The organism is Flavobacterium sp. GSB-24 (assembly GCF_027924665.1).
Lineage (GTDB): Bacteria > Bacteroidota > Bacteroidia > Flavobacteriales > Flavobacteriaceae > Flavobacterium.
Window position 1 is genome coordinate 3,262,105 of the sequence record NZ_AP027043.1, and the last position, 21,119, is coordinate 3,283,223.

The window sequence follows — 21,119 nt, forward strand, 5'->3', positions numbered from 1 at the left end:
AACCAAAACTAAATTGTTATGATTTCAAAAAACACAGACTTAGGATTATTAGTATTACGTATCAGCATCGGTGGATTAATGCTTTTTCACGGAGTTTCAAAAATCCTTCATGGAATTTCTTTCCTTGTAGAAAACATGGGAACATTTGCATATGCTGTTTACATTGGTGAAGTTTTAGCTCCGATTGCTATCTTAGTAGGATTTAGAACTAGAATTGCAGCGGTTATTTTTGCCATAAATTGTATCACAGCCATTGCAGTTGCACATGCACAAGATATTTTCTCTATAAGTGATCATGGAGGTTATGCTAATGAACTTTTAATGCTTTATCTTTTAGGAGCAATCGCATTATTTTTTACTGGGGCTGGCAAATACGCCGTTTCGAAAACCAATAATTGGGACTAAACTCAAACAAATATATAAAAAGCTCTAAATTAAAGTTTAGGGCTTTTTTTGTGAATTAAAAATTAAAAATTATGAATTAAAAAATTAAAGATCACTATCAACCACAAACCACAAACTACGAACCCCAAACTACGAACCCCAAACTACGAACCCCAAACTACGAACCCCAAACTACGAACCACCAACCATCAACCACCAACCATCAACCATCAACCATCAACCATCAACCATCAACCATCAACCATTATCTCTTATCGTATGAAAGAATGTTTTCACGGAGAAAAGTACTATTTCTACCGATCAGACTTTTAGTTGATATACTCTCGATATACTTTTGATTAAAATTAAAACCTTAAAAATCAAAATTATGTCACCATTATCACCGCTTCTCTGGATATTATTAATTTCTCCTTTTGTTGTTATTGCACATTTCAAAACAGAAAAAACAAATTATAAATACTTAGCGTTTTTTGTTCTTTATTTTCTTAGCGATATGCTATTGCAGCATTACGGAAAAGAGCTGTTGCCATTAGATTTCCTTGGATTAAAGTTCAATTGGTCAGGAAAAATTTTGAGTTTAGTTTTATCTTTAATTATACTGTTTTCAGTTTCAAAAGAAGAAAGAATCAAAATCGGATTTACTGCTCAAACCAATCCAAAAACCACTTTAAAATTTGGTTTACTGATGTTTATTGGCTTTACATTATTTGACATAGTTTTTAAACTGATATTGTTTCCAAAAGGAGGAACATTCGATTTAGAAACTTTTATTTTTCAAGCGACAATGCCTGGATTAACAGAAGAAATTGCTCTTAGAGGAATATCGCCATGGCTTTTAAATAAGGCTTTTGCTCCAAAATGGAATTACCGTGGTGTCGAATTGGGCTGGTCATTTATAATTATTACCATTTTATTTGGCGTTTCGCACGGCGCGGTTTTAGATCAGGATTTTCATTTAAAGTTTGACATCATTACAATTGTGTATCTTACTTTAATCTCTTCTTTTAGTTTAGCAGTTCTTAGGATTTTTTCAGGGAATTTAATCTTTTCAATCCTTGGCCACAACATAATTAATTTAATCAATGCAGTTATTAGAATTTTATAAAAAGTTATATTTGAAACTGCTTTACAATTATGCCAAATACAACAACAACTTCAGGATATTTTTTAGACAAACTTGTGTCTTTAAACCTTGATCAGTTTTTTACTAAAAGAAATCGGGTTTTAATGCACATTTGCATGTGGCTGGGGTTTTCTATTTTACTTTTTTTGAGTTATGTAATTGGATATCATTTGGTTTATTTTGATGCTATTCTTCTAACTTTCCGAATGGCAGCAGTAAATATCATTGTATTTTATATGCTATTTTATCTGCTGCTCCCCAAGATTTTTTCGGGAAACAAAACCAGAATTGTAATTCTTTTATTAATGCTTTTTCCGCTTTCGATTTTTGTCTGGATGGCAGCAACATACTTGTTCTCCTTGTTTTATTATACCTTAGGTCTGGAAATTACTTTTGGCGAATTAAAAGGCGTAATTAAAATGAGCGCAGAACAGACCTTTTTGGAGGCAGTTTCATTAAAAAGAATGCTTTCGCAGACAATCATTATTATTTCGCTTCTTTCGCCTTTTTGTTTTGCTAAAATTTTAGTTGAAATTACAAGGCTTTACAATAAAAAATTTCAAATTCAGAAAGAAAAAACAGCTTTAGAAATTCAGAATATTCAAATTGAAAAAGATTTTTTGAAAGCACAGCTTAATCCGCATTTTTTGTTTAATACCTTGAATAATTTGTATGGACTTACAGTTAGAAAAGACAATCTCGCTCCAGAATTAATTCTGAATTTGTCTGATATTATGAGTTATACTTTGTATGAATCTAATACAGATATCGTTCGTCTGGAAAAAGAATTGGATTTTATAAAAAATTACATCGCTTTAGAAAAAATGCGTTATGCCGATGATAAAGATATTCAGGTAAATATTGAAGGAGAAAACCAAACAGCAGGACTTTTTATCGCACCGCTTTTGACTTTTACTTTCATTGAAAATGCTTTTAAATATGGCTTAAAAAGCACTAAAAAGGCATTTGTAAAGCTGGATATAAAAATTGAACACAATACCTTTTGGTTTTCTTTAGAAAATGATTTTGAAGAAAGTCCTGCGGTTAATAATTTTGGTGGAATAGGAGTAGAGAATTCCCGTAAACGATTAGAGCTCCTATATTCGAACCATTATAAATTAGAAATTAAAAAACAAGATTCGTCTTTTAAAGTCGATCTAAAAATAGTTTTAAGAAAGTAATGGAAAACTTAAAATGCATTGTCGTTGATGACGAACCAATTGCGAGAGATATTATAGAATCTTTTATCAGCGAAATTCCATTTTTGGAGCTGCAGGCTTCATTTGGCGAAGCTTCTAAAGCCTTAATATATCTGGAGGAAAATACTATTGATATTATTTTTAGTGATATCGAAATGCCCAAATTAACAGGTTTAGAATTGGTACGATCGCTTACAAATCCACCAGTCCTTATATTTATAACGGCACATCGCAATTTTGCTTTAGACGGATTTGAAACCGGCGCAGCAGATTATTTGGTAAAACCCGTTCGTTTTGATCGTTTTTTAAGAGCGGTCAATCGTGCAAAAGAATATCTTTCGTTAAAGAAAACAACCTCAGTGCATCAAATCAATTCTGATCGTATTTTTATAAAATCAGAAGGAAAACTGATCAAGATTCTGCTCAATGAAATTCTTTATGTAGAGGCGCAGGGCGATTATTTAAAATTTGTAATTAATGGCGCTTCTTACATCACCTTAGGAACATTAAAAGCAATGGAAGACGTTTTGAAGCTTCCAGCCTTCTTTCGCGTACAGCGTTCTTTTATTTTAAATCTCGAAGCTGTCAGAAGCCTCAACGGAAATGTAGTGGAGTTAATCGACGGAAAAACAATTTCGACTGCTCTGAATAAAAAAGACGATCTATATCAATTATTGGGAATTAAAACCATAAAGTAAACAGCTAGACATATATTTATATCTTACATAACGCAAAAAATGTTGATTTATCTAAATCAAATTTATCGTCATGTGTTTGTTTAAATAAGTTTATTTAATTTATTGGTAATTAGATTTTTGGTTTTTTAAATTTAATAAGATATTTTGTTTTAAAATAGATGCCAATAGAAGGTTTAGCATTGGAGCTGATTACGAAGTTTATATTCTTTTAGCATGTAAAAATTATTAAACAAGCATTTTTTTAGTTTTGAAGTGGCTTTAAAACTGACAGAAGGTTTATTGTCTAATTTATTACTGTAATTTATTGCTGAATGATGGGGAGGGAATAACTTGGATTAATGGCGTAGATTAGTTTCTTTTTCTGAGATCAAAAAATGAACTTATAATAGAAAAATCACTTTTTATAAGTAATTTTTCGCTATAAATTTTATCTATAATGTTTGTTTAAGTATCTAATTATTAAACGTCAAATAATGATTATTTAATTTAAAAGTTTAATATTCAAAATACCGATGCTAACGCTGATGTTAATTCCCTTTTGGTGCCAAAATTGTTAACTTAAGTTCAATTAATGCTAAAATTCAATTAGATTTTTCTGTTTTTTTTGGAAGTTTTGCCAGCGATTTTAACTGGTATTAAAAGGAGATATAATTTAAAAAATTGTCTATTTCAGATCAGATTCGTAAATTGTTGAAAATTACAAATTATGAGTCGAAATATTGAAGATCTAATTCCACACAGAGCCCCATTTTTATTTGTTGATGAAATTATATCTTACACACCTGAAACAATTATCGGATTAAATACTTTTACCCAGAAAGACAACTGGCTTCAAGGGAGTTTTCCAGACTTTAATTTTGTTCCTGGAACTATTTTAATAGAGGCAATGGCACAATGCGGAGGTGCAGGTGTAAAGCTGTTAGGTCTTGCTGATGGTGTTTTTGGTTTAGTTAGTATGGATCATATAGAATTTTTTGCAGGTGTTGAATTTGGAAAACTCGTTAAATTTGTAGTAAAAAACATTCGTGTAAGTGAAAAAATCATAAAACAATCTGGAGAGGCGTTTTCAGATGGAAAATTGATTTTAAAAGGCGAATGGATGTGTGTTAAACTTCAATAATTATAAAGTATATAACTTGAGTACAACAGAATTCTTAACACGGCTTGTGGCGGCTGCAATTGCGGGATTAGCCATTGGTTTTGAAAGACAATGGCATCACAAGGAAACGGGAGTAAAAACAAATACGCTTGTTGCTATTGGGGCAGCAGTTTTTGTGCTTTTGTCTATCAAAGTTGCAGAAACAGAACCAAACATCGATGTTACTCGTATCACTGCTCAGGTGGTTATGGGGGTTGGTTTTCTAGGTGCGGGAGTTATTTTTAGAGAAGGTGATAATGTACATGGCTTGAATTCTGCAGCTACAATTTGGTGCAGCGCCGCTATAGGAAGTACCGCTGCATCTGGTTATTTTATTGAAGCTTTAATTTGCACGCTCTTAGTTATTCTGATAAATATTGCTATTGAACCAATAGATAATTGGTTGAAAAATAGGAAAGGGTGATCTTTTAATTAAATTAAAGCTTCAAGTCTGTATTAGTACAAGAGATTATAAATTTTCTCCTTTGAATATTGAAATCAATTTACCCAAAGCTTCTTTAGAGTGTATTTGTTCTCCATTTTCTAGAGTTTCTTTCGTGGCTTTGGCAGCTCTTTCCAGCATACGTTTTTCAAAACTAGAAATAGCAGTTTTGATATCTTTAAATTGATCATTAGTTAAAAAATCTGCTAGTTCAAGAGCGTCCAGCATGGCGAGATTAGCACCTTTCCCGGCAAACGGAGGCATACGATGTGCTGCATCTCCAATCAGTGTTAAGTTTGCTTGGGTTTCCCAACTTTGATTTAAAGGAAAATAATATTGCGGACGCGGTATAAAATACAATTCATTGCTCTTAAAAAGTTCGTGCCATTTCGGACTCCATTCTTTATAAACCTCTTTGAACCATCCAAAAATCTCCTGATTGTCGTTAAAATTTAAATCACTTTCTGTGATCCAATTTTCTGGAATTTTACTGCTTAATAAAAACATAAGCGAGCCGTCTCCTTTAGTTCCGTACATTATCGTTTGTTCATTGCCAAGAGCCAGAACTTTTCCTCCTTTAGAAAATTCAAAAAGGTTTGGAGCGTTTTCTTTTGCATTGTAAATAGTTCCTTCAACCATCGTTATTCCAGAATAAATAGGTTTTTCGGCATTTATATAAGAACGAACTTTAGAATTGGCGCCATCTGCAGCAATGACTAAATCGGCATAAACGTTAGTTTCGTTTTTGAAATGCAGTCTCCAGCCTTCATTTTCTTTTTCCATTGAACTAAATTGACTGTCCCAGCTAATTGTATCTGATTGAAGTGAGTTCAATAAAATGTTGCGAAGAATCGAACGATCTATTTCTGGGCGAGGTTTCGAAATGTCTCGCAGTGAATTTTTATCTGTACCTGAAATTTGTGCTGCAGTTTTTTCAATACTGTGCTCATCAAATTGCAATTGAAAATCTTTATCTAGAATTCGAGCTTTACTGGCGTTTGGACGAATATTGGCGTAAAATTCATTTAATAAATTCGCATGTTTCATGGCCTTTAATCCGGAATCTTCATGTAAATCCAAAGGAGAACCTTGTACTCGAATCTCTTGGTTAAGGTCTCTTTCGTAAACTTTTACATTTGCATTTTTCATTTGTAAAAGTCGGGCAAGTAATAGTCCGCCCATTCCGCCGCCAATAATGGCAGCTTGTTTATCTTGTAACAGCATAGTTTGATTTTTTAAAATCTATCCCGCAAAATTATTTTGAAGAAAGAGCCGATAATAGTATAAATCGGTCATTTTTGTTTTGGAATAATTCTTTAGGAAGAGAACCAGAAATTTTTTTGACCTCTCTAATAAAATGCGTCTGGTCTGAAAAGTTTTCTTCGGGAAAAAGTTTTCCTTTTGCAATATGTTCCAGCGAAGCACGGAAACGAAGGATAGAGCAGAATCCTTTTAATGAAATTCCAAAATACGTATTAAAATAACGGTTAATCTGGCGGCTGCTCCAGCTGGATTTTTCAGATAATTCTTTTACCGTCATTGCGCCATGTGTTTGATAGATAAGGCTGAATAGTTTCTGTTTTCGAGTTTCTATTTCTTTTAATAATAAAGACTCAATTTTAAGAGAGGCTTTTTCACAGAACAATTCAAAATCTTCTAAATCATTTTCATTGAATTCCCAGAAATTGTTTTCTAATTTTTTTCCAGAATTTAAAAGATCTGAAATAGATTCATGAAAAACATATTCGACAGCAGGAAGTTTGAAGCTGATAACAAAGGTAAGGCTGTTGGCAGGAATTCTTCCTTTTTCATATTGTTTCGTCCCTAATCCAAGAAGCATAATTCTAAAAGATTCCTCAGGAGATTGAAGCAAAGATAGATCAATACGGCCGTCGGGCAGACCAATTGTTTCCAGAGTTTTATCAGAGGCATTACGAATGCACCAAAAGCTATCCACAAAATACGAAAGATCTTGTTTAGGCTGAATTGATTTGTACTCTAATTTGTCGTGCATTGTAATAAGAACAATGATTATAGATGTTTTCTTAGTATCGAAAGACGAAATTATACAAATTGTTCTTCAATTTTATAAATAGAACAGGCTTTTAATGGCTTGTAAAAGCTTGTTTATCTTTTAAAATTTATACATAAAAAACTTAACATTGGGTAATATATTGATTATTAGTTCTTTATATTTGATTTTTGGTTTGGATGAAAAACTTAACATTGGCGAATCTCTTTTTCAATCTATCTTTGGTTATTATTTTTTAATGTTAATTTAACAGTTTGGTAACATTGAAAATTAGTATAATTCAAAATTGATTAAAATAAATTTTAAAAATTAAGATAATAATGACGAAAAATGTACTTACGAATGAAGTCGATCAAGAGGTAGATGTTAATCCAGTTATCTCTAATGATGAAAACGAGCAAAATCCCACTCTAAATTCAGAAAATGAATCAGTTTCTACAGAAGGTGATTCCGAGTCAAAAACTAAAACTAAAAGGTCTTCAAAAAAAACAGCACAAACTGTTGAAGTCATTGAAGAACAGAAAAAAGAAGAAGAGATAACAGATGATGCAGTATCATCAGAAACTGATGAAGAATCAGTTGAAGAAAGTGGAGATAAATCTAAAACCAAAAAGAAGAATAAAAAGATGAAAGAAAAAGAGAAAAAACAGTTAGCTGAGAAAAAAGAAAAACTGAAAAAGAAAAAAGCAGCAGTTGCTAAAAGAAAAGAAAAAGCGAAAGATAAAAAGAAAGAAAAGGCTAAAAAAGCAAAACTAAAAGCTAAAGCTAAAAAGAAAGACAAAGCCAAAAAAGCAAAGGATAAAGCTAAAGCGAAAAAAATCGCGAAGAAGAAAGCGAAAAGATCTAAAGCAAAAAAGAATAAGAAAAAATAGGGTTGAGTTAATGGTGAATTGTTAATTGTTAATGGTTGATTGTTAATGGTTGATTGTTAATGGTTGATTGTTAATGGTTGATTGTTATTGATTGACATTGACATTGAAAAAACAAAAAGCGCTTCAGATTAGGCGCTTTTTGTTTTTTTCTTCTCTATAGTCATTTTGTCAATTTTCTGAAGGAATTCTGGGTCGAATTCAGAGTAGGCTCTTAATCTGTACTTTTCATCCCTGATTTTCATTACCAAACGAATTTTCTGCACCATCAGCCAGATGGGTTCGTATCTTTTGTGTCCTAACAAATATTGAATTTTAAGAATGGAAATTTTTCGATGCGTCAGCGTCATTAATTCGATGCAGATCATCCAGTATCTAATGGGTAAGTTAGAGTTTTCCATCACAGTTCCAGAGCGCAGACTAATGCGGTTGCCACACTTTCGGCACTGAAATTTAAGATCATTTCTTCTAAAAGAATGAACATCATGACTGCATTTTCTGCAAGTCAGCCCGTTTTCTAAACGTTTATTTTTAAGCTCTTCTATACAAGTGGCTTCATCTGGGTATTTTTCAAAATAGGCGCGCAGCTCCATGTTTTCAGCTTCTTTTTTTGTCTAAATATATTAACTTTTATACAAGTTCGAAATCTGACGTAAAAAAAAAGGAACATTCAGAGTGAATATTCCTTTTAGGGCAAAAAATTACAGGTACTACAGTTTTGTCGCGATCTCTTTTTTATATTTATTTAAAATAGATTTAGTCATTCCTAAATTGGCTTTAGTAGAGTCTACTGCTAGATAAATAAAATAAAGCTGATTGTCAGATACGTCAATAATGTGTATTTGAGAACTTAGCGTAATCATGATGTTATCAACAACCTGACCTTGTAGATTTAAAGCCTTAATTGCATTCATTTTTGCTTTAACCACTTCTAGGTTATAAGCCGATGCTAATTCTGGATCAAAATCTGCAACAACAGATTGAGAGTAATATGACATACCACTTGCGATTTCAGCTACCGAAACTGCGATAAAACCTGGGACGTTTTTTTTTAGGTCTTCACCAAATTGGGTTAAAAAATCTGACATAATGTAGGACTTTAATGTGTTGTAATTAAGATTGAATTGTTTTGGATTCCACAAAAATAATTATAACATATTATTTAATTATCCGCTTTCTGTACCTATTTTTGTTTAGAACACAAAAAATAGTACTCGGTAAAAAGTGGTTTTTACATATTTGTTGAATTGAAATTTATTTTTGACTCAAAATTGTTAAAATAAAAATGCTTCTGAAAAAGCATATATGCAATTTCAGAAGCAATATTAACAAACTAAAAAATATTTTTTTACTTGATTTCTGTAATAAATTCGTCTTTTGCTGTTCTCACTTTTTTCAAGTTTACCAGCCAGTCGTTAGCTTCATCTCTATATCCAAGAGGTAAAATTACAACGCTTTTAAGACCTTGTTCGCTCAAACCTAAAAGTTTATCCACTTCAGCAGGAATAAAACCTTCCATTGGTGTTGCATCTACTTGTTGTTCTGCAGCAGCGGCAATAGCTACACCAAATGAAATATAAGCTTGTTTTGCAGCGTGGTTTGCGTGCCATTCTTGTCCAAGAGGTTCGTACATTCCCCAAAGTCTCTCTTTGTACTCATCCATCGCGTTAGCAGGAATTCCTCTTTCTGCTATAGTTTTATCAAATACAGCAGAAATTTTATCTAAGCTATAACCGTCCCAAGCTGCCCAGATCAATACGTGAGACGCATCAGTAACTTGGCTTTGGTCAAAACTAACTCCTCTTAATTTTTCTTTTAACTCTTGGTTTGTTACTACAAAAACCTTGTAAGGCTGTAATCCAGACGAAGAAGGAGCTAATTGAGCAGCTTCAAGAATATAATCTACTTTTTCTTGCGGAACCACTTGTCCGTTCATTTTTTTAGTAGCATAACGCCACTTTAGTGCATCTATTAAGGCCATTTTTTTTCAATTGATTAAAATTTCATTCAAATGTAAAAACTTTAAGTGTATTTTTGTCATCTGATTACCAAAAGTAACTGTAACATCGAGGTAACTTAATAACATATGATGATAAAAGAGCCAGAACACGATCGAAAAGCATGCAATCAAAACATTATGGCAGTGCACGATGCGATGGATATTTTGAACGGAAGATGGAAAATTTCTATTATTGCATCCCTTTGTTTTAATACTTTAAGATTTACCGATTTGCTGCGAGAAGTAGAAGGAATTTCGGGAAAAATGCTGAGCAGGGAATTAAAAAATCTGGAAGAAAACCAATTGGTTACGCGTACTGTTTTAAAAACTCAACCCATAACTGTCGAGTATCAACTGACAGAATATGGGCATACATTAAAAGACGTAATAGATTCTTTAGCAAAATGGGGAGTTAATCACCGAAAAAAGATTACGGGAAGAGGATAATGTCAGCTTTTGAGTTCAGATATTCTTTGAAAAAATCCTTGATTGGCTAATTTTTGTTCGGCTTCTTCGATGGCTTTCAAAAGATTATTTTGATTATCTGCAATTTCGTTTAAGGTATTTTTCATAAGATCCCATACCGGCTGCATTTTTAAAATCAACTCTTTTCCTTTCTCAGTAAGTACAATCAATCTTTTTCGTTCGTCTAATTTATCTTTTCTAGAACTGATTATTTTTTGCTTTTCCAATTCTTTAAGCAGACTAATTGTTGACGGATGGCTGTAGCCAATTTCACTGGCAATTTCTACAACGCTGAGCATTTCTTTTATATGAAGCGTATAAATAACAGGAAACCATTTAGGCTCAAAATCAATATCAAAAGATTTGTATACAAGTGCCCCATCTTTGCGTAATTGTTCACTAAGACGCTGAAGTCGTGTAGATAGAGCTAATATGCCAATTTCGTCAATTATATTCATTACTTCGAGTTTAGCTGTAAATGGCGGAATACATTATCTGGTTTCATTAGTGGAAAATCGACTGGCAGCGCTTCTTTAGAAATCTTTACAAAATTGTTTTTCTCATAAAAACGCAAAGCCGCCTGCAATATAGAAACAGTCCCTAAATATAAGTTTTTAATCCCATTTTCTTCACTGTACGCAATTAATTGCTCTAATAAATGCTGCGCAATTGCAAATTCTTTTCCTCTGAATTCTTTCTTAACAAACATTTTTCTAATCGCACCAGCTTCGGAATTGAATTTTACCAAAGCAATAGTTCCAACTAATTTCTCCTCTATAAAAGCACCTAAAAATGTTCCTCCAGGTTTATAGTAAAAATTCTCAATCTCTAATAAATCCGGCTGATCTTCTATTGTAATAGGAACGTTGAACTCTTTTTGCTGAATGTTTAAAATCAAATCTACGATTTCTTTTTCGTACTCATTTTGTATAGGCTTAATATGCATTGTATTTCAAAATTTAATATAGGTACAAAACTACGTAGTTAACTACATATATACAAATAAAAAACTGCTGAAGTCAGCAGTTTTAAGTGTTTTTTATGATTTTGAATTGTAGTCGAGTGAAGATTTTATTCTTTAACTAAAACAATTACAGCTTTATAACCCGTTCCGACATTCCATTCGCTGGCAGAAATAACAGCACCTTTGTCATCGATAACTTTAAATTCGGCAGTATTTGGAGAAGCGAATCCTTCGTTTAAAGCTTCAATATCAATTTTATTGATTCCTTTAACCAAATTTATTTTAACACTTTTAAATTCGCCATCCAAGGAAACTTCAGGTTCAATAACTTTATCGTTTAAATATACTTTTACTTTATCGCCATCTACAAAAGCAGCATCTCGATACATAACAGTAGAAGTAACCGCATTGGTATTAAAGTTTCCTAAAAACTGGTTTCTTCTATAAAAAATCCCATCAACATTCGATTCCTGTTTGTATAGATTGGTGTCTTTGAACAATTCGTCTGGATTAACCTGTAGTGGAGCAGGTTTTTCTACGACTGCCGGCGGATTTTCTTTTGGAGAAACTTCTTTCGGCGGAATAACTTCTTTAACGGCAGGATCTTTTGCCGGAATTGATTTGAACTTATTGTTTAATTCCTGAGCATAAATCTGCGTTGAAAACGAAGCAATAGCAGTTATCAAAAATATTTTTTTCATACTTTGTAAATATTAATCTTGGGGTAATAATTATTAAAAAATGACCAATTAGGTCTTTCTATATAAACATTTTATGGGGCTAATTATTGTATTATTACCAATTAATTGTCGAAAATTTAACTTCCATCTCATTCAGGATTTGACATTTTATCGCTGAAACTGGCTTATCTTTATGTATGAAATCAGAATCTGTTTTACAAGATTCGTTTTCAAACAAAAATCAAATATTATGGAATGGAAAAATAATTTAACAGACTTGTTTAAAATTGATCATCCAATTATACAAGCGCCGATGCTTGGTGTTACAACTCCAGAAATGACTGCTGCAGCTTCTAATGCAGGTGCTTTAGGATCGCTGGCTCTTGGAGATCTTCCGGCAGACAAGTGTATCGAATTGATTAAAGCCACAAAAGAATTAACGAACAAACCTTTCGCAGTAAATATTTTTCTAAATAAAATTGATGCGATTTCACCAAAACTCCAGGCCGATTACGATAAAACAAAAGCATTTTTGAAAGATTTTAGTCAAAAATCAGGAGTAGTGGCTGATTTTCCGCTTTTAAGCGAAATTAAACTGACCGATTATCACGATCAAATTGAAGTGATTCTGAAAGAAAACTGCCGTATTGTTAGTTTCACTTTTGGGAATTTAGATGCTGCAAGTATTTCCAAATTAAAAGAAAATAATGTACTTTTAATAGGAACTTGTACATCTGTTGAAGAAGCTGTTGTATTGGAAAACAGCGGTATTGATATCATTTGTGTACAAGGAATTGAAGCTGGCGGACATCGAGGAAGTTTTTTAGAAGAAACTATTCCGCAGATAGGAGGAATGCCGCTGTTGTCTCAAGTAACAGAAACTGTAAAAACACCTATTGTTTATGCAGGCGGCATTTACAATGCTAAAACCTTATTGGCTGCTAAATTGCTCGGTGCCGATGGTTTTCAAATTGGAAGCTTATTTTTAGGTTCTGCCGAAAGTGCTTTACATGATTTTGAAAAACAACGTCTTAGAAATTTAAAAGAAAACGAAATTTAAAAGAAAACGAAATTGTCTTAACTAAAAGTTTTTCTGGAAGATACGCCCGAGGTATTAGAAATGCTTTTATCGAAGAAGTTGAAAATACGGAATTTGTTCTCCCATATCCTTATCAAAATAAATTGACTGCCGAATTGAGAAAGGCTTCTAAACTGGTAAAAAATCCAGATTTTGTTGGTATTTGGGCGGGCCAGTCAATTACTGATTACAGCGAAATTTCAACAGGAAATCTTATCAAGAATTTAATCGAAGAGGTAGAAAAGTTTAGTGTAAAGTAGCAGTAAGATAGTCGAGTTATTTATTTTTGATATATTTTAAAATATTGATTATTAATGTTTTATATTTGAATATCAATTAAAAAGAACTGGATATGATCAAATTTAGTTTTACCTTTTTTCTTTTTGCATTGGGAGTTTTTGCACAAGAAAATAAAATAGATTCGAATGTTCGCAAGCAGATAGAAAATTACAATTCTTCTTTTGCAGCAGACTTTACTGGAAGAAATAAAGAAGCTTTACTAAAAGCCTATACAGAACAAACCATTTTAATGCCCGAGCACAGCAGGCAAAGAACTGGAAATAAAAGCATTGCTGATTTCTATAAACAATGGCTGGATCAGGCAAAAGTTATTTCTTATCAAAGAACTATTCTTGAACTTCAGGATTTTGGAAGTTATGTTTTGGAAATTGGAAATTTTACGGAACATTTGGATAAGCAAAACTTAAAACCCTATACGTATTCGGGAAAATATATGGTTTTATGGAAGAAAGCTTCCAAAAATAAACCAATGACCATTGCTGCAGAAATATGGGGATCAGACAGTTATTTTGATGACAGATTTATTCCTGAAATTGATGATGCATTAGTTCCTCCCGCAAAAGAATTTGTTACATCTGATAAATTAAATTTGGAAGTAATAGAAAGGAACAATTCAATAAAAAAATTGGTGCAAAATAGGTTAGGTGGCGAACATGCAAAAATGTTTCTGCCTGATGCCATGTATTTAACCTATTACACTCCGATTTTATCTGGCGAAAAAGATATCACGACTTATTTTATAGAACATGAAAAACCAGGAACTTTAAGTATCGATCAAATTTCGATTCGAACTTCTGGAGTTATTAATGCCCAAAAAGCAATTGTAGAATTTGGTTATTACAGTGTCGATTGGAGCGATGGAGATAAAAAAGGAAATGTAAAAGGAAAAAGTATAAATGTTTGGAAAAGAAATAGTAACGGAGAGTTAATGCTTTTTCGCCAAATGGTAAATCATGATTAAAACTAAAACCATTCTTGTTTAAAAGAATGGTTTTAGTAAATAAATTTTAGGCTAAATTTTTTGCAGCAAAATCTCTGCAATATTCTTTTATTAATTCTCTTACAGTTCTAAACTGTTGTTCGATTTCGACATCTGTTCCAGTTGCTTTGGCTGGATCTGGGAAATTATAATGAAATTTTTGCGCTTTTGTTGGAAAAAATGGACAGCGTTCTTTAGCATTATCACAGACCGTAATTACAAAATCAAAATCAATATTAGTGTATTCATCAATATTGTTTGAAGTATGATTTGAAATGTCAATTCCATCTTCTTTCATTATAAAAACAGCCTTCGGATTTACGCCGTGGGTTTCTACGCCAGCACTGTAAACTACAGCTTTATTTTTGGCAAAATGTCTCATATAACCCTCTGCAATCTGGCTTCGGCAGCTGTTTCCTGTACAAAGTATAAGTATTTTCTTTTCCATGTTTAAACGAATAACCAAATGATATTAATGATGCAAAATTTGGGTTCAAAGCCAAAAATAAGTTGCAGCACAACAACGGAAGTGGTAATAATAATAGGTTTTTTATATTTAATAATTAGTGCTTTCATTATTAGCAGCATCCAGAATTTGGTGTACAGCAAGAACTGTTATCGATTGATTCTCTTAGAATTATTTTTTGTTTTTCAGATGGAATACCGCACGCATCTTGTGCTAAACAAGCTGTTGTTTTATTTTTAAGAACAAAGTTTTTCCCATTAAAATCCAAATCATATTTTCCAATAGTTGCGTTTTGATATTCTACTTCGATTTCAAGATCCTTAATATGTAACTTATCTTCCGAAAGCTGGATGATATGCAGTAGTTTATTTGGTTTTAATCGATGTTCAAAATCATTGGCATTCCAAAGCTGGAAGTTTACCACTTCCTCATTTCGTACAACACCTCCGCAGTCTATAAAGTTCTTTTTGATAATTCCCACTTCGGTTACATGGAAATGTTCTGGAACAAAGGTTCCATTTTCTAACTGAAATTCAACATTTTGTAATGTTGGTAAAAGCTGTTTGATTTCTGATAGTTTCATAACTTTTTATTTGTTTAATGCAATATTACGATAGAGTTTTTCAAAAAAATGTTTAGCAGCATTTAGATTGTGAAAGGCTTTGTGTGATTTTTAAGAAATAAGTATTTAAGATAGCAATAGCTTTTTCATCAATACAATAGCAAATTGAGTTTCCTGAAATATTTCCTTTAATGATACCCGCATTCTTAAGTTCTTTTAAATGCTGCGAAACTGTTGGCTGTGCAAGCGGAAGTTCGTTTACAATATCACCGCAAATGCATTCATTCACCTTAAGCAAATATTCTAAAATTGCGATTCTGGCAGGATGTCCCAATGCTTTAGCAATTGTAGCAATCTGGTTTTGTGCATCTGTAAAATGTTCTGTTTTAGTTGCTCCCATTTTTTGTAATTTAATATTGCAATATTACGATAATAATTAATTACAATATAATTTTTAAAGTTAAATTTCTTCGAATGAAATAACGAGACAATAATTACATTTGTATATTAATTCTATAGATAATATCAAATAGTGCCAAAAAATACAATTGCAGCATTTTCCATTTTCTGTTTTTTTACCGCAATTGGTAATCACGTCAACGCACAGCAAATCGATACTATAGCCAGGCAGTTTATATTAAATATAGAAGTTCGTCCAAGAGCAGAATATACTTCAAACTACATACTGCCTCCAAACGATTCTATTGATCCTTATTTTTATATTACACAGCGAAATAGGATTTCAATGCACTATTCCCAAGAAAAATGGCTCTTAAAGGCTGACGTCCAAGAAATTCATCTTTGGGATAATGAAAATTCTAATTCTAAAGTCGGAAGTATTAATTTTTATCAATTGTTTTTAGAAACTAAATTTAAGAATGTAAATTTTCGTTTAGGAAGGCAAAGTGTTTTATTGGATAATGGGAGATTGTTTTCTGATGCTCCTTGGGCACAGCAGGGAAGATCGCATGAAGGAATTCGAATCATGAAATATTCTAAACATTTTATGAATGATCTTTTCTTTTTGTTTACACGAAATTACAATACTAGTTTTGAGGCAGCTTATTCGCCTGTTGCATCCAATAAATATAAGTACATGCTGGTGTATAATTTTAGTTATAACTCACATCAAAACTTCTCTTTCAACTCGAGTAGTACGGTTGATTTTTTAGAAAAAACAAATGGAGAAACTTTGTACGCACGGGCAACCACAGGAGGGAGAATCGAGTTTAAAAAGAATCAGTGGTATTATACTTTAAACGGTTATCTGCAATTTGGACAAAATCAGAAAGGACAGCATTTGCTGGCATACTATTTTCAGCCGGAGGTTAAATTGTCACTGCAAAAATCAACATGGCGTTTGGGTGCAGAAATTATAAGCGGCAGTAGTGCTGCTTTAAATATTGATAGAACCGCAGATTTTGACGTTTTATATGGCGTTACATGGAAATTTAATGGAAATATGAATGTGTTTACCCGCTTTCCCGCTGATGTAGGAGGAAAAGGTTTGGTAAATCCTTATCTATTTGCTTCTTTTCCTTTAAACACAAAATTATCGCTTCGTAACGATTTTCATCTTTTTTATACCCAATATCCGTTAGTAGACGGTTTAAATCAGGATATGTCTAGATTTCTGGGATTTGAGAATGATTTTTCAGTAAGATATATTCCGTTAAAAGAGCTGGAAATTAACGCCGCATTTTCATTTTATAAAGCAACAGATTCAATGAAAAACCTTCCAAAAGTGCAGGATGAAAACAAATTATCATTTTGGAGTTACTTGATGGTTTCTTATTCTTTTAATGCTGTTAATTGGAGAAGAGCAAAAAAATAATAAAATAAACCCCATTACATGAGTAATCAATAAAACCTCTTTCCTAAGGGAGTAATGAGATTTCGATTAAAAAGATCATTATATTTACTTTTAAAACTATTTACTTATGAAAGCATTGATAATTGGTGCAACGGGCGCAACAGGAAAAGAACTGGTTGATAGGCTTTTAGGGGATAATAATTATGCCTCGGTTTCAGTTTTTGTGAGAAGGCCATTCGGGAAATCGCACCCAAAACTTACGGAGCATATTGTTGATTTTTCAGATGTCAATTCATTTCAGGATTTAATTACTGGAGACGTTCTTTTCTCCTGCCTCGGCACCACATTAAAAGATGCAGGTTCAAAAGATAATCAATGGAAAATAGATTTTGATATTCCGGCAGCATTTGCAGTTGCTGCAAGAAAAAACAATGTCAATTCTCTGGTGTTAGTTTCGTCTTATGGTGCATCAGCAAAGAGCAGCGTATTTTATTCTAAAATGAAAGGAAAGCTTGAAGAATATATAGACGATCTTAATTTCTCACAATATATAATTTTCAGACCTGGACCTTTAATTCGTCAAAATACGGATCGATTGGGCGAAAAAATTTCAATTAAAGTTATTAAATTATTCAATGCCATAGGCCTTTTCAAAAACGTAAAACCAATTTCGACCTCATTGCTAGCAGATAAGTTACTAAAAGCTCCAACAGCACTTTCAAGAGGAACAACAATACTTGAATTGGATCGTATTATTGCGCTTTGATTTTTTATCAATTTCCAGAATTATAATTTCGTATATTTATAATGTTATTTATTTGATTTTTAATAACTTATAATTAGGAATGTAAATGGAGACGAATAAAAATACTTTACCGACAGAGTCTGATGATGTGTTTTTAACAGATGGAGGACTTGAAACAACCTTAATTTTTCTGGAAGGATTTGATCTGCCTTGTTTTGCTGCTTTTGATTTATTGAAGCATCAGCCGGGTTATAAAGCAATCAAAAACTATTACAAAAGATATTTAAATATTGCCAAAAAATACAAAACCAATTTTATTTTAGAAACTCCAACATGGCGTGCAAACCCAGATTGGATTCAAAGAATTGGTTATCCTAGGGATGAGTTATCGGCCTTAAATAAAAAAGCAGTAGTATTGCTTGCTGAGTTAAAAACAATATTTTAAAAAGATATACATTCTATTCTTATAAGCGGTTGTATTGGCCCTCGTGGCGATGGATACGTACCTGAAAATTGTATGAGTATTGAAGAAGCAGAAGCGTATCATTCTGACCAAATTAAGGCATTAAATATCGCTCCAGTCGATTTTGTTTCTGCACTTACTATGAATTATGTAGAAGAGGTTATTGGTATCGTAAAGGCTGCAGAAAACGTGAACACCCCTGTTGTTATTTCATTTACAGTTGAAACAGATGGAAAATTGCCAACTGGCATGAGTATAAAAGAAGCAATACAAAAAGTAGATAAAAGTGTATCAGTTCCGCCTTTGTATTACATGATTAACTGTGCACATCCAGCCCATTTTTTTAAAGAATTGAAAGAAGATGAAAATTGGATCAAACGAATAAAAGGTATTAGGGCAAATGCGTCTTGCAAAAGCCACGCAGAACTAGACGAATCCACAGTATTAGATCGTGGAATTCCCAAAGAACTAGGAAAAGAATATAAAAAATTGAAAGATTCCTTTGGTCACTTAAACGTTTTTGGAGGCTGCTGTGGCACAGATGAAGAACATTTGGTAGAAATTATTGAGCAAATAAGGAGTTAAGTTTTATAAGAAACTAATAGCTAGGTAAATGTCATATTTTAAATTAGCTTATCTTTGTACGCTTTACCTATTAATAAAATGAATAACGATTTCCCCATACCAGAAAACGAATTACAACGTTTAGCAGCTTTAAAACGCTATAATATATTAGATACACTTCCCGATCACGCTTTTGACGATGCAACAAAGCTTGTTTCTTACATCTGCGGTGTTCCCATTGCTCATATTTCGTTTATAGATGAAAACAGACAATGGTTTAAGTCTGAAATTGGAATTGGAGCATCTGAAGTGCCTCGAGAAATCTCTTTTTGCCGCTATACGATTATGGAATCGAAAATGGTAGAAATAAATGATACCCATTTAAATGATAGATTTAAAAACGATCCTAATGTTACCGGCGGATTTAATGTTAGATTCTACGCAGGAGTTCCCCTTACAACGCCTGATGGCTACAATATAGGAACTTTGTGTGCTATAGACCATGTTACTAAAGAACTTAACGATAATCAGCGAAATGCACTTTCAATTATTGCTAAACACGTAATTGCTCAATTAGAATTAGGCACAAAGAATGCCCAGTTAGACGCCCAGAAAAAAATTGCTGAAAAAGCAGTATTAGCTAGAGATAGTTTCGTGGCCAATATGAGCCACGAAATCAGAACACCTTTAAATGCCGTAATTGGTTTTACTGATCTTCTTGCTCAGACTGATTTAGATGATGTTCAGCGCGAATATATTGAAAGCGTGCAGATAGCAGGAGAAAATCTGCTGTTGATTGTAAATGATATTTTAGATCTTTCTAAAATTGAATCGGGGAACCTGGCAATTGATTCGGAGCCATTTAATTTAAAAAAGACCCTTAAACACGTTTATGATTTATTAAAAGTAAAGAGGCAGAAAGAAGTAGAGTTCAATCTATTTTTAGATGCAGAAATGCCAGATGTTGTGGTTGGCGACCAAGGTAGACTCAACCAAATATTGGTTAATCTGATAGGTAATTCCCTTAAATTTACCAATGAAGGTGAAGTAACCGTTTCTGTCAAAAAAATTGAAGAAACAGAAGATAATTATACATTAAAGTTTTCAGTAAAAGATACCGGAATTGGTATCCAGAAAAACAAGCTGACAACTATTTTCGAACGATTTACTCAAGGAGAAGAAAGTACTACGAGAACTTACGGTGGTACAGGACTTGGTCTTAACATCGTAAAGCAGTTAATAGAATTGCAAAATGGAGAAATTAAGGTAAAAAGTGAACTGAACCGTGGTTCTGAATTTATCTTTATTCTTAGCTATAAAAAGGCACAAGTCATAGAAGCTCCAGTAAAATCAATGTCTAAAAATGACCTTGGTCATCTTAAAATACTTCTTTGCGAAGACAATGTTTTAAACCAAAAGCTGGCAAAAAGCGTAATTAATAATTTCGGATTTGATTTGGATATTGCGCATAATGGAGAAGAAGGAATAGAACTTTTGTCTCAAAATGAATATGATTTGGTTTTGATGGATCTTCAAATGCCTCTTAAAGATGGTTATCAGACAACAGAATATATTCGTAACGAAATGAATTCGTCAATTCCGATTATAGCCATGACGGCGCATTCTTTAGTGGGAGAGCAGGAGCGCTGTTACAAAGTAGGTATGAATGCGTATGTGCCAAAACCATTTAAACAGTCAGTTCTTTTAAAAGCAATAAAAACGGTAATGAACCCAGATAATGACATTTCGCATAAAAGAGTTTTAAATCTTTCTTTTCTGGATGAAATGTCTTGCGGAGATCCCGATTTTAGAAAAGAAATGATCAATCTTTTTATAGAAAAGATACCAGCTCAAACAGCACAATTAGAAGAAGCATTTCATAATACTGATCACGATACCGTAAAAAAGCTAGCTCATAATATGAAATCGAGTTTAGATATTTTTATGCTTGAAGATCTTAGTAATTGTGTTAGTATAATTGAAGAAGAAGCAAAAGCGAATGAATTTACCAGCGAAACTCTTGATAAAGTGAATATTTTACATTGTGGAATTGCAGAAGTCGTTAAAATTCTGAAAGCGCTATGATAAAAGAGAAATATATTCTAGCTTTACAATTATGATGTCATAATATAAAG

At 32.6% G+C, this 21,119-nt stretch carries 26 protein-coding genes and 1 pseudogene; 16 read left to right on the forward strand and 11 right to left on the reverse strand.

All coding sequences use genetic code 11. The features are described from left to right. Positions 1 to 18: 18 nt before the first annotated feature. The 6 genes from QMG60_RS14095 (at position 19) to QMG60_RS14120 (ending at position 4,987) form a co-directional block, all read left to right on the forward strand. Complete coding sequence (locus QMG60_RS14095) at positions 19 to 405, forward strand: DoxX family protein (protein ID WP_057118323.1); 387 nt, start codon at positions 19 to 21, stop codon at positions 403 to 405. A 367-nt stretch (positions 406 to 772) separates the two neighbouring features. After that, positions 773 to 1,510: a CPBP family glutamic-type intramembrane protease gene (locus QMG60_RS14100; protein ID WP_281865340.1), complete on the forward strand. Its 738-nt coding sequence runs from the start codon at positions 773 to 775 to the stop codon at positions 1,508 to 1,510. A 29-nt stretch (positions 1,511 to 1,539) separates the two neighbouring features. After that, positions 1,540 to 2,709, forward strand: coding sequence for a sensor histidine kinase (locus QMG60_RS14105; RefSeq protein ID WP_281865341.1), 1,170 nt, complete (start codon positions 1,540 to 1,542; stop codon positions 2,707 to 2,709). Beyond that, positions 2,709 to 3,425 carry a LytTR family DNA-binding domain-containing protein gene (locus QMG60_RS14110; RefSeq protein ID WP_281865342.1) on the forward strand — a complete coding sequence of 239 codons (717 nt, stop codon included), beginning with the start codon at positions 2,709 to 2,711 and terminating at the stop codon, positions 3,423 to 3,425. Before QMG60_RS14105 ends, QMG60_RS14110 begins: the two co-directional genes overlap by 1 nt. A 706-nt stretch (positions 3,426 to 4,131) precedes the next feature. Next, the gene (locus QMG60_RS14115) at positions 4,132 to 4,545 is read left to right on the forward strand and encodes a 3-hydroxyacyl-ACP dehydratase FabZ family protein (RefSeq protein ID WP_057118319.1); all 414 of its coding nucleotides are present in this window, start codon (positions 4,132 to 4,134) and stop codon (positions 4,543 to 4,545) included. Between the two features lie 16 nt (positions 4,546 to 4,561). After that, positions 4,562 to 4,987, forward strand: coding sequence for an MgtC/SapB family protein (locus QMG60_RS14120; RefSeq protein WP_281865343.1), 426 nt, complete (start codon positions 4,562 to 4,564; stop codon positions 4,985 to 4,987). Between the two features lie 45 nt (positions 4,988 to 5,032). On the opposite strand, the gene QMG60_RS14125 is transcribed toward QMG60_RS14120, so the two are convergent. Then, on the reverse strand, positions 5,033 to 6,229 hold the full coding sequence (locus QMG60_RS14125; protein ID WP_281865344.1) for an NAD(P)/FAD-dependent oxidoreductase: 1,197 nt from the start codon (positions 6,227 to 6,229) through the stop codon (positions 5,033 to 5,035). Between the two features lie 31 nt (positions 6,230 to 6,260). Further along, positions 6,261 to 7,019: an AraC family transcriptional regulator gene (locus tag QMG60_RS14130; RefSeq protein ID WP_281865345.1), complete on the reverse strand. Its 759-nt coding sequence runs from the start codon at positions 7,017 to 7,019 to the stop codon at positions 6,261 to 6,263. A 338-nt stretch (positions 7,020 to 7,357) separates the two neighbouring features. Between QMG60_RS14130 and QMG60_RS14135 the strand changes: the two genes are divergently transcribed. Continuing rightward, the gene (locus QMG60_RS14135) at positions 7,358 to 7,909 is read left to right on the forward strand and encodes a hypothetical protein (RefSeq protein ID WP_057118316.1); all 552 of its coding nucleotides are present in this window, start codon (positions 7,358 to 7,360) and stop codon (positions 7,907 to 7,909) included. Positions 7,910 to 8,052: 143 nt separating this feature from the next. Here QMG60_RS14135 and QMG60_RS14140 read toward each other — a convergent pair. The 3 genes and pseudogenes from QMG60_RS14140 to QMG60_RS14150 all read right to left on the reverse strand — a co-directional run. Then, positions 8,053 to 8,499: pseudogene (locus QMG60_RS14140) on the reverse strand (transposase); the annotation flags it as partial. Positions 8,500 to 8,616: 117 nt separating this feature from the next. Further along, complete coding sequence (locus QMG60_RS14145) at positions 8,617 to 8,994, reverse strand: hypothetical protein (RefSeq protein ID WP_057118314.1); 378 nt, start codon at positions 8,992 to 8,994, stop codon at positions 8,617 to 8,619. A gap of 260 nt (positions 8,995 to 9,254) precedes the next feature. After that, a complete protein-coding gene (locus QMG60_RS14150; RefSeq protein ID WP_057118313.1) occupies positions 9,255 to 9,887 on the reverse strand; it encodes a nitroreductase family protein in 633 nt (210 codons plus the stop codon). A 108-nt stretch (positions 9,888 to 9,995) separates the two neighbouring features. Here QMG60_RS14150 and QMG60_RS14155 point away from each other — a divergent pair, with 108 nt between their 5' ends. Further along, positions 9,996 to 10,352, forward strand: coding sequence for a helix-turn-helix domain-containing protein (locus QMG60_RS14155; protein WP_057119821.1), 357 nt, complete (start codon positions 9,996 to 9,998; stop codon positions 10,350 to 10,352). 2 nt (positions 10,353 to 10,354) lie between these two features. Here QMG60_RS14155 and QMG60_RS14160 read toward each other — a convergent pair whose 3' ends face one another. The 3 genes from QMG60_RS14160 to QMG60_RS14170 form a co-directional block, all read right to left on the reverse strand. After that, on the reverse strand, positions 10,355 to 10,828 hold the full coding sequence (locus QMG60_RS14160) for a MarR family transcriptional regulator (protein ID WP_057118312.1): 474 nt from the start codon (positions 10,826 to 10,828) through the stop codon (positions 10,355 to 10,357). After that, on the reverse strand, positions 10,828 to 11,316 hold the full coding sequence (locus tag QMG60_RS14165; protein WP_281865346.1) for a GNAT family N-acetyltransferase: 489 nt from the start codon (positions 11,314 to 11,316) through the stop codon (positions 10,828 to 10,830). The genes QMG60_RS14160 and QMG60_RS14165 overlap by 1 nt, the downstream gene beginning before the upstream one ends. 125 nt (positions 11,317 to 11,441) lie before the next feature. Further along, positions 11,442 to 12,035 carry a hypothetical protein gene (locus tag QMG60_RS14170; protein ID WP_057118310.1) on the reverse strand — a complete coding sequence of 198 codons (594 nt, stop codon included), beginning with the start codon at positions 12,033 to 12,035 and terminating at the stop codon, positions 11,442 to 11,444. A 229-nt stretch (positions 12,036 to 12,264) separates the two neighbouring features. Between QMG60_RS14170 and QMG60_RS14175 the strand changes: the two genes are divergently transcribed. The 3 genes from QMG60_RS14175 to QMG60_RS14185 all read left to right on the forward strand — a co-directional run bounded on the left by QMG60_RS14175 (position 12,265) and on the right by QMG60_RS14185 (position 14,353). Beyond that, on the forward strand, positions 12,265 to 13,074 hold the full coding sequence (locus tag QMG60_RS14175) for a nitronate monooxygenase (RefSeq protein ID WP_281865347.1): 810 nt from the start codon (positions 12,265 to 12,267) through the stop codon (positions 13,072 to 13,074). A gap of 53 nt (positions 13,075 to 13,127) precedes the next feature. Further along, entirely contained in the window at positions 13,128 to 13,352 is a 225-nt protein-coding gene (locus tag QMG60_RS14180) for a nitronate monooxygenase (RefSeq protein ID WP_281867937.1), read from the forward strand. Between the two features lie 92 nt (positions 13,353 to 13,444). Then, on the forward strand, positions 13,445 to 14,353 hold the full coding sequence (locus QMG60_RS14185) for a nuclear transport factor 2 family protein (RefSeq protein WP_281865348.1): 909 nt from the start codon (positions 13,445 to 13,447) through the stop codon (positions 14,351 to 14,353). A 46-nt stretch (positions 14,354 to 14,399) separates the two neighbouring features. Here QMG60_RS14185 and QMG60_RS14190 read toward each other — a convergent pair whose 3' ends face one another. The 3 genes from QMG60_RS14190 to QMG60_RS14200 form a co-directional block, all read right to left on the reverse strand. Next, on the reverse strand, positions 14,400 to 14,819 hold the full coding sequence (locus tag QMG60_RS14190) for an arsenate reductase ArsC (RefSeq protein WP_281865349.1): 420 nt from the start codon (positions 14,817 to 14,819) through the stop codon (positions 14,400 to 14,402). Between the two features lie 130 nt (positions 14,820 to 14,949). Further along, positions 14,950 to 15,420 carry a DUF6428 family protein gene (locus tag QMG60_RS14195; RefSeq protein WP_134141622.1) on the reverse strand — a complete coding sequence of 157 codons (471 nt, stop codon included), beginning with the start codon at positions 15,418 to 15,420 and terminating at the stop codon, positions 14,950 to 14,952. 52 nt (positions 15,421 to 15,472) lie between these two features. Then, a complete protein-coding gene (locus QMG60_RS14200; protein ID WP_057118305.1) occupies positions 15,473 to 15,799 on the reverse strand; it encodes a metalloregulator ArsR/SmtB family transcription factor in 327 nt (108 codons plus the stop codon). A gap of 132 nt (positions 15,800 to 15,931) precedes the next feature. Here QMG60_RS14200 and QMG60_RS14205 point away from each other — a divergent pair, with 132 nt between their 5' ends. The 5 genes from QMG60_RS14205 to QMG60_RS14220 all read left to right on the forward strand — a co-directional run bounded on the left by QMG60_RS14205 (position 15,932) and on the right by QMG60_RS14220 (position 21,069). Further along, positions 15,932 to 17,233, forward strand: coding sequence for an alginate export family protein (locus QMG60_RS14205; RefSeq protein ID WP_281865350.1), 1,302 nt, complete (start codon positions 15,932 to 15,934; stop codon positions 17,231 to 17,233). A gap of 106 nt (positions 17,234 to 17,339) precedes the next feature. Further along, complete coding sequence (locus QMG60_RS14210) at positions 17,340 to 17,978, forward strand: NAD(P)H-binding protein (RefSeq protein ID WP_281865351.1); 639 nt, start codon at positions 17,340 to 17,342, stop codon at positions 17,976 to 17,978. An 85-nt stretch (positions 17,979 to 18,063) separates the two neighbouring features. After that, a complete protein-coding gene (locus QMG60_RS22680) occupies positions 18,064 to 18,402 on the forward strand; it encodes a hypothetical protein (RefSeq protein ID WP_348773896.1) in 339 nt (112 codons plus the stop codon). Between the two features lie 72 nt (positions 18,403 to 18,474). Then, the gene (locus QMG60_RS22685; protein ID WP_348773897.1) at positions 18,475 to 19,005 is read left to right on the forward strand and encodes a homocysteine S-methyltransferase family protein; all 531 of its coding nucleotides are present in this window, start codon (positions 18,475 to 18,477) and stop codon (positions 19,003 to 19,005) included. 78 nt (positions 19,006 to 19,083) lie between these two features. Then, positions 19,084 to 21,069 carry a GAF domain-containing hybrid sensor histidine kinase/response regulator gene (locus QMG60_RS14220; protein ID WP_281865352.1) on the forward strand — a complete coding sequence of 662 codons (1,986 nt, stop codon included), beginning with the start codon at positions 19,084 to 19,086 and terminating at the stop codon, positions 21,067 to 21,069. Positions 21,070 to 21,119 lie beyond the last annotated feature (50 nt).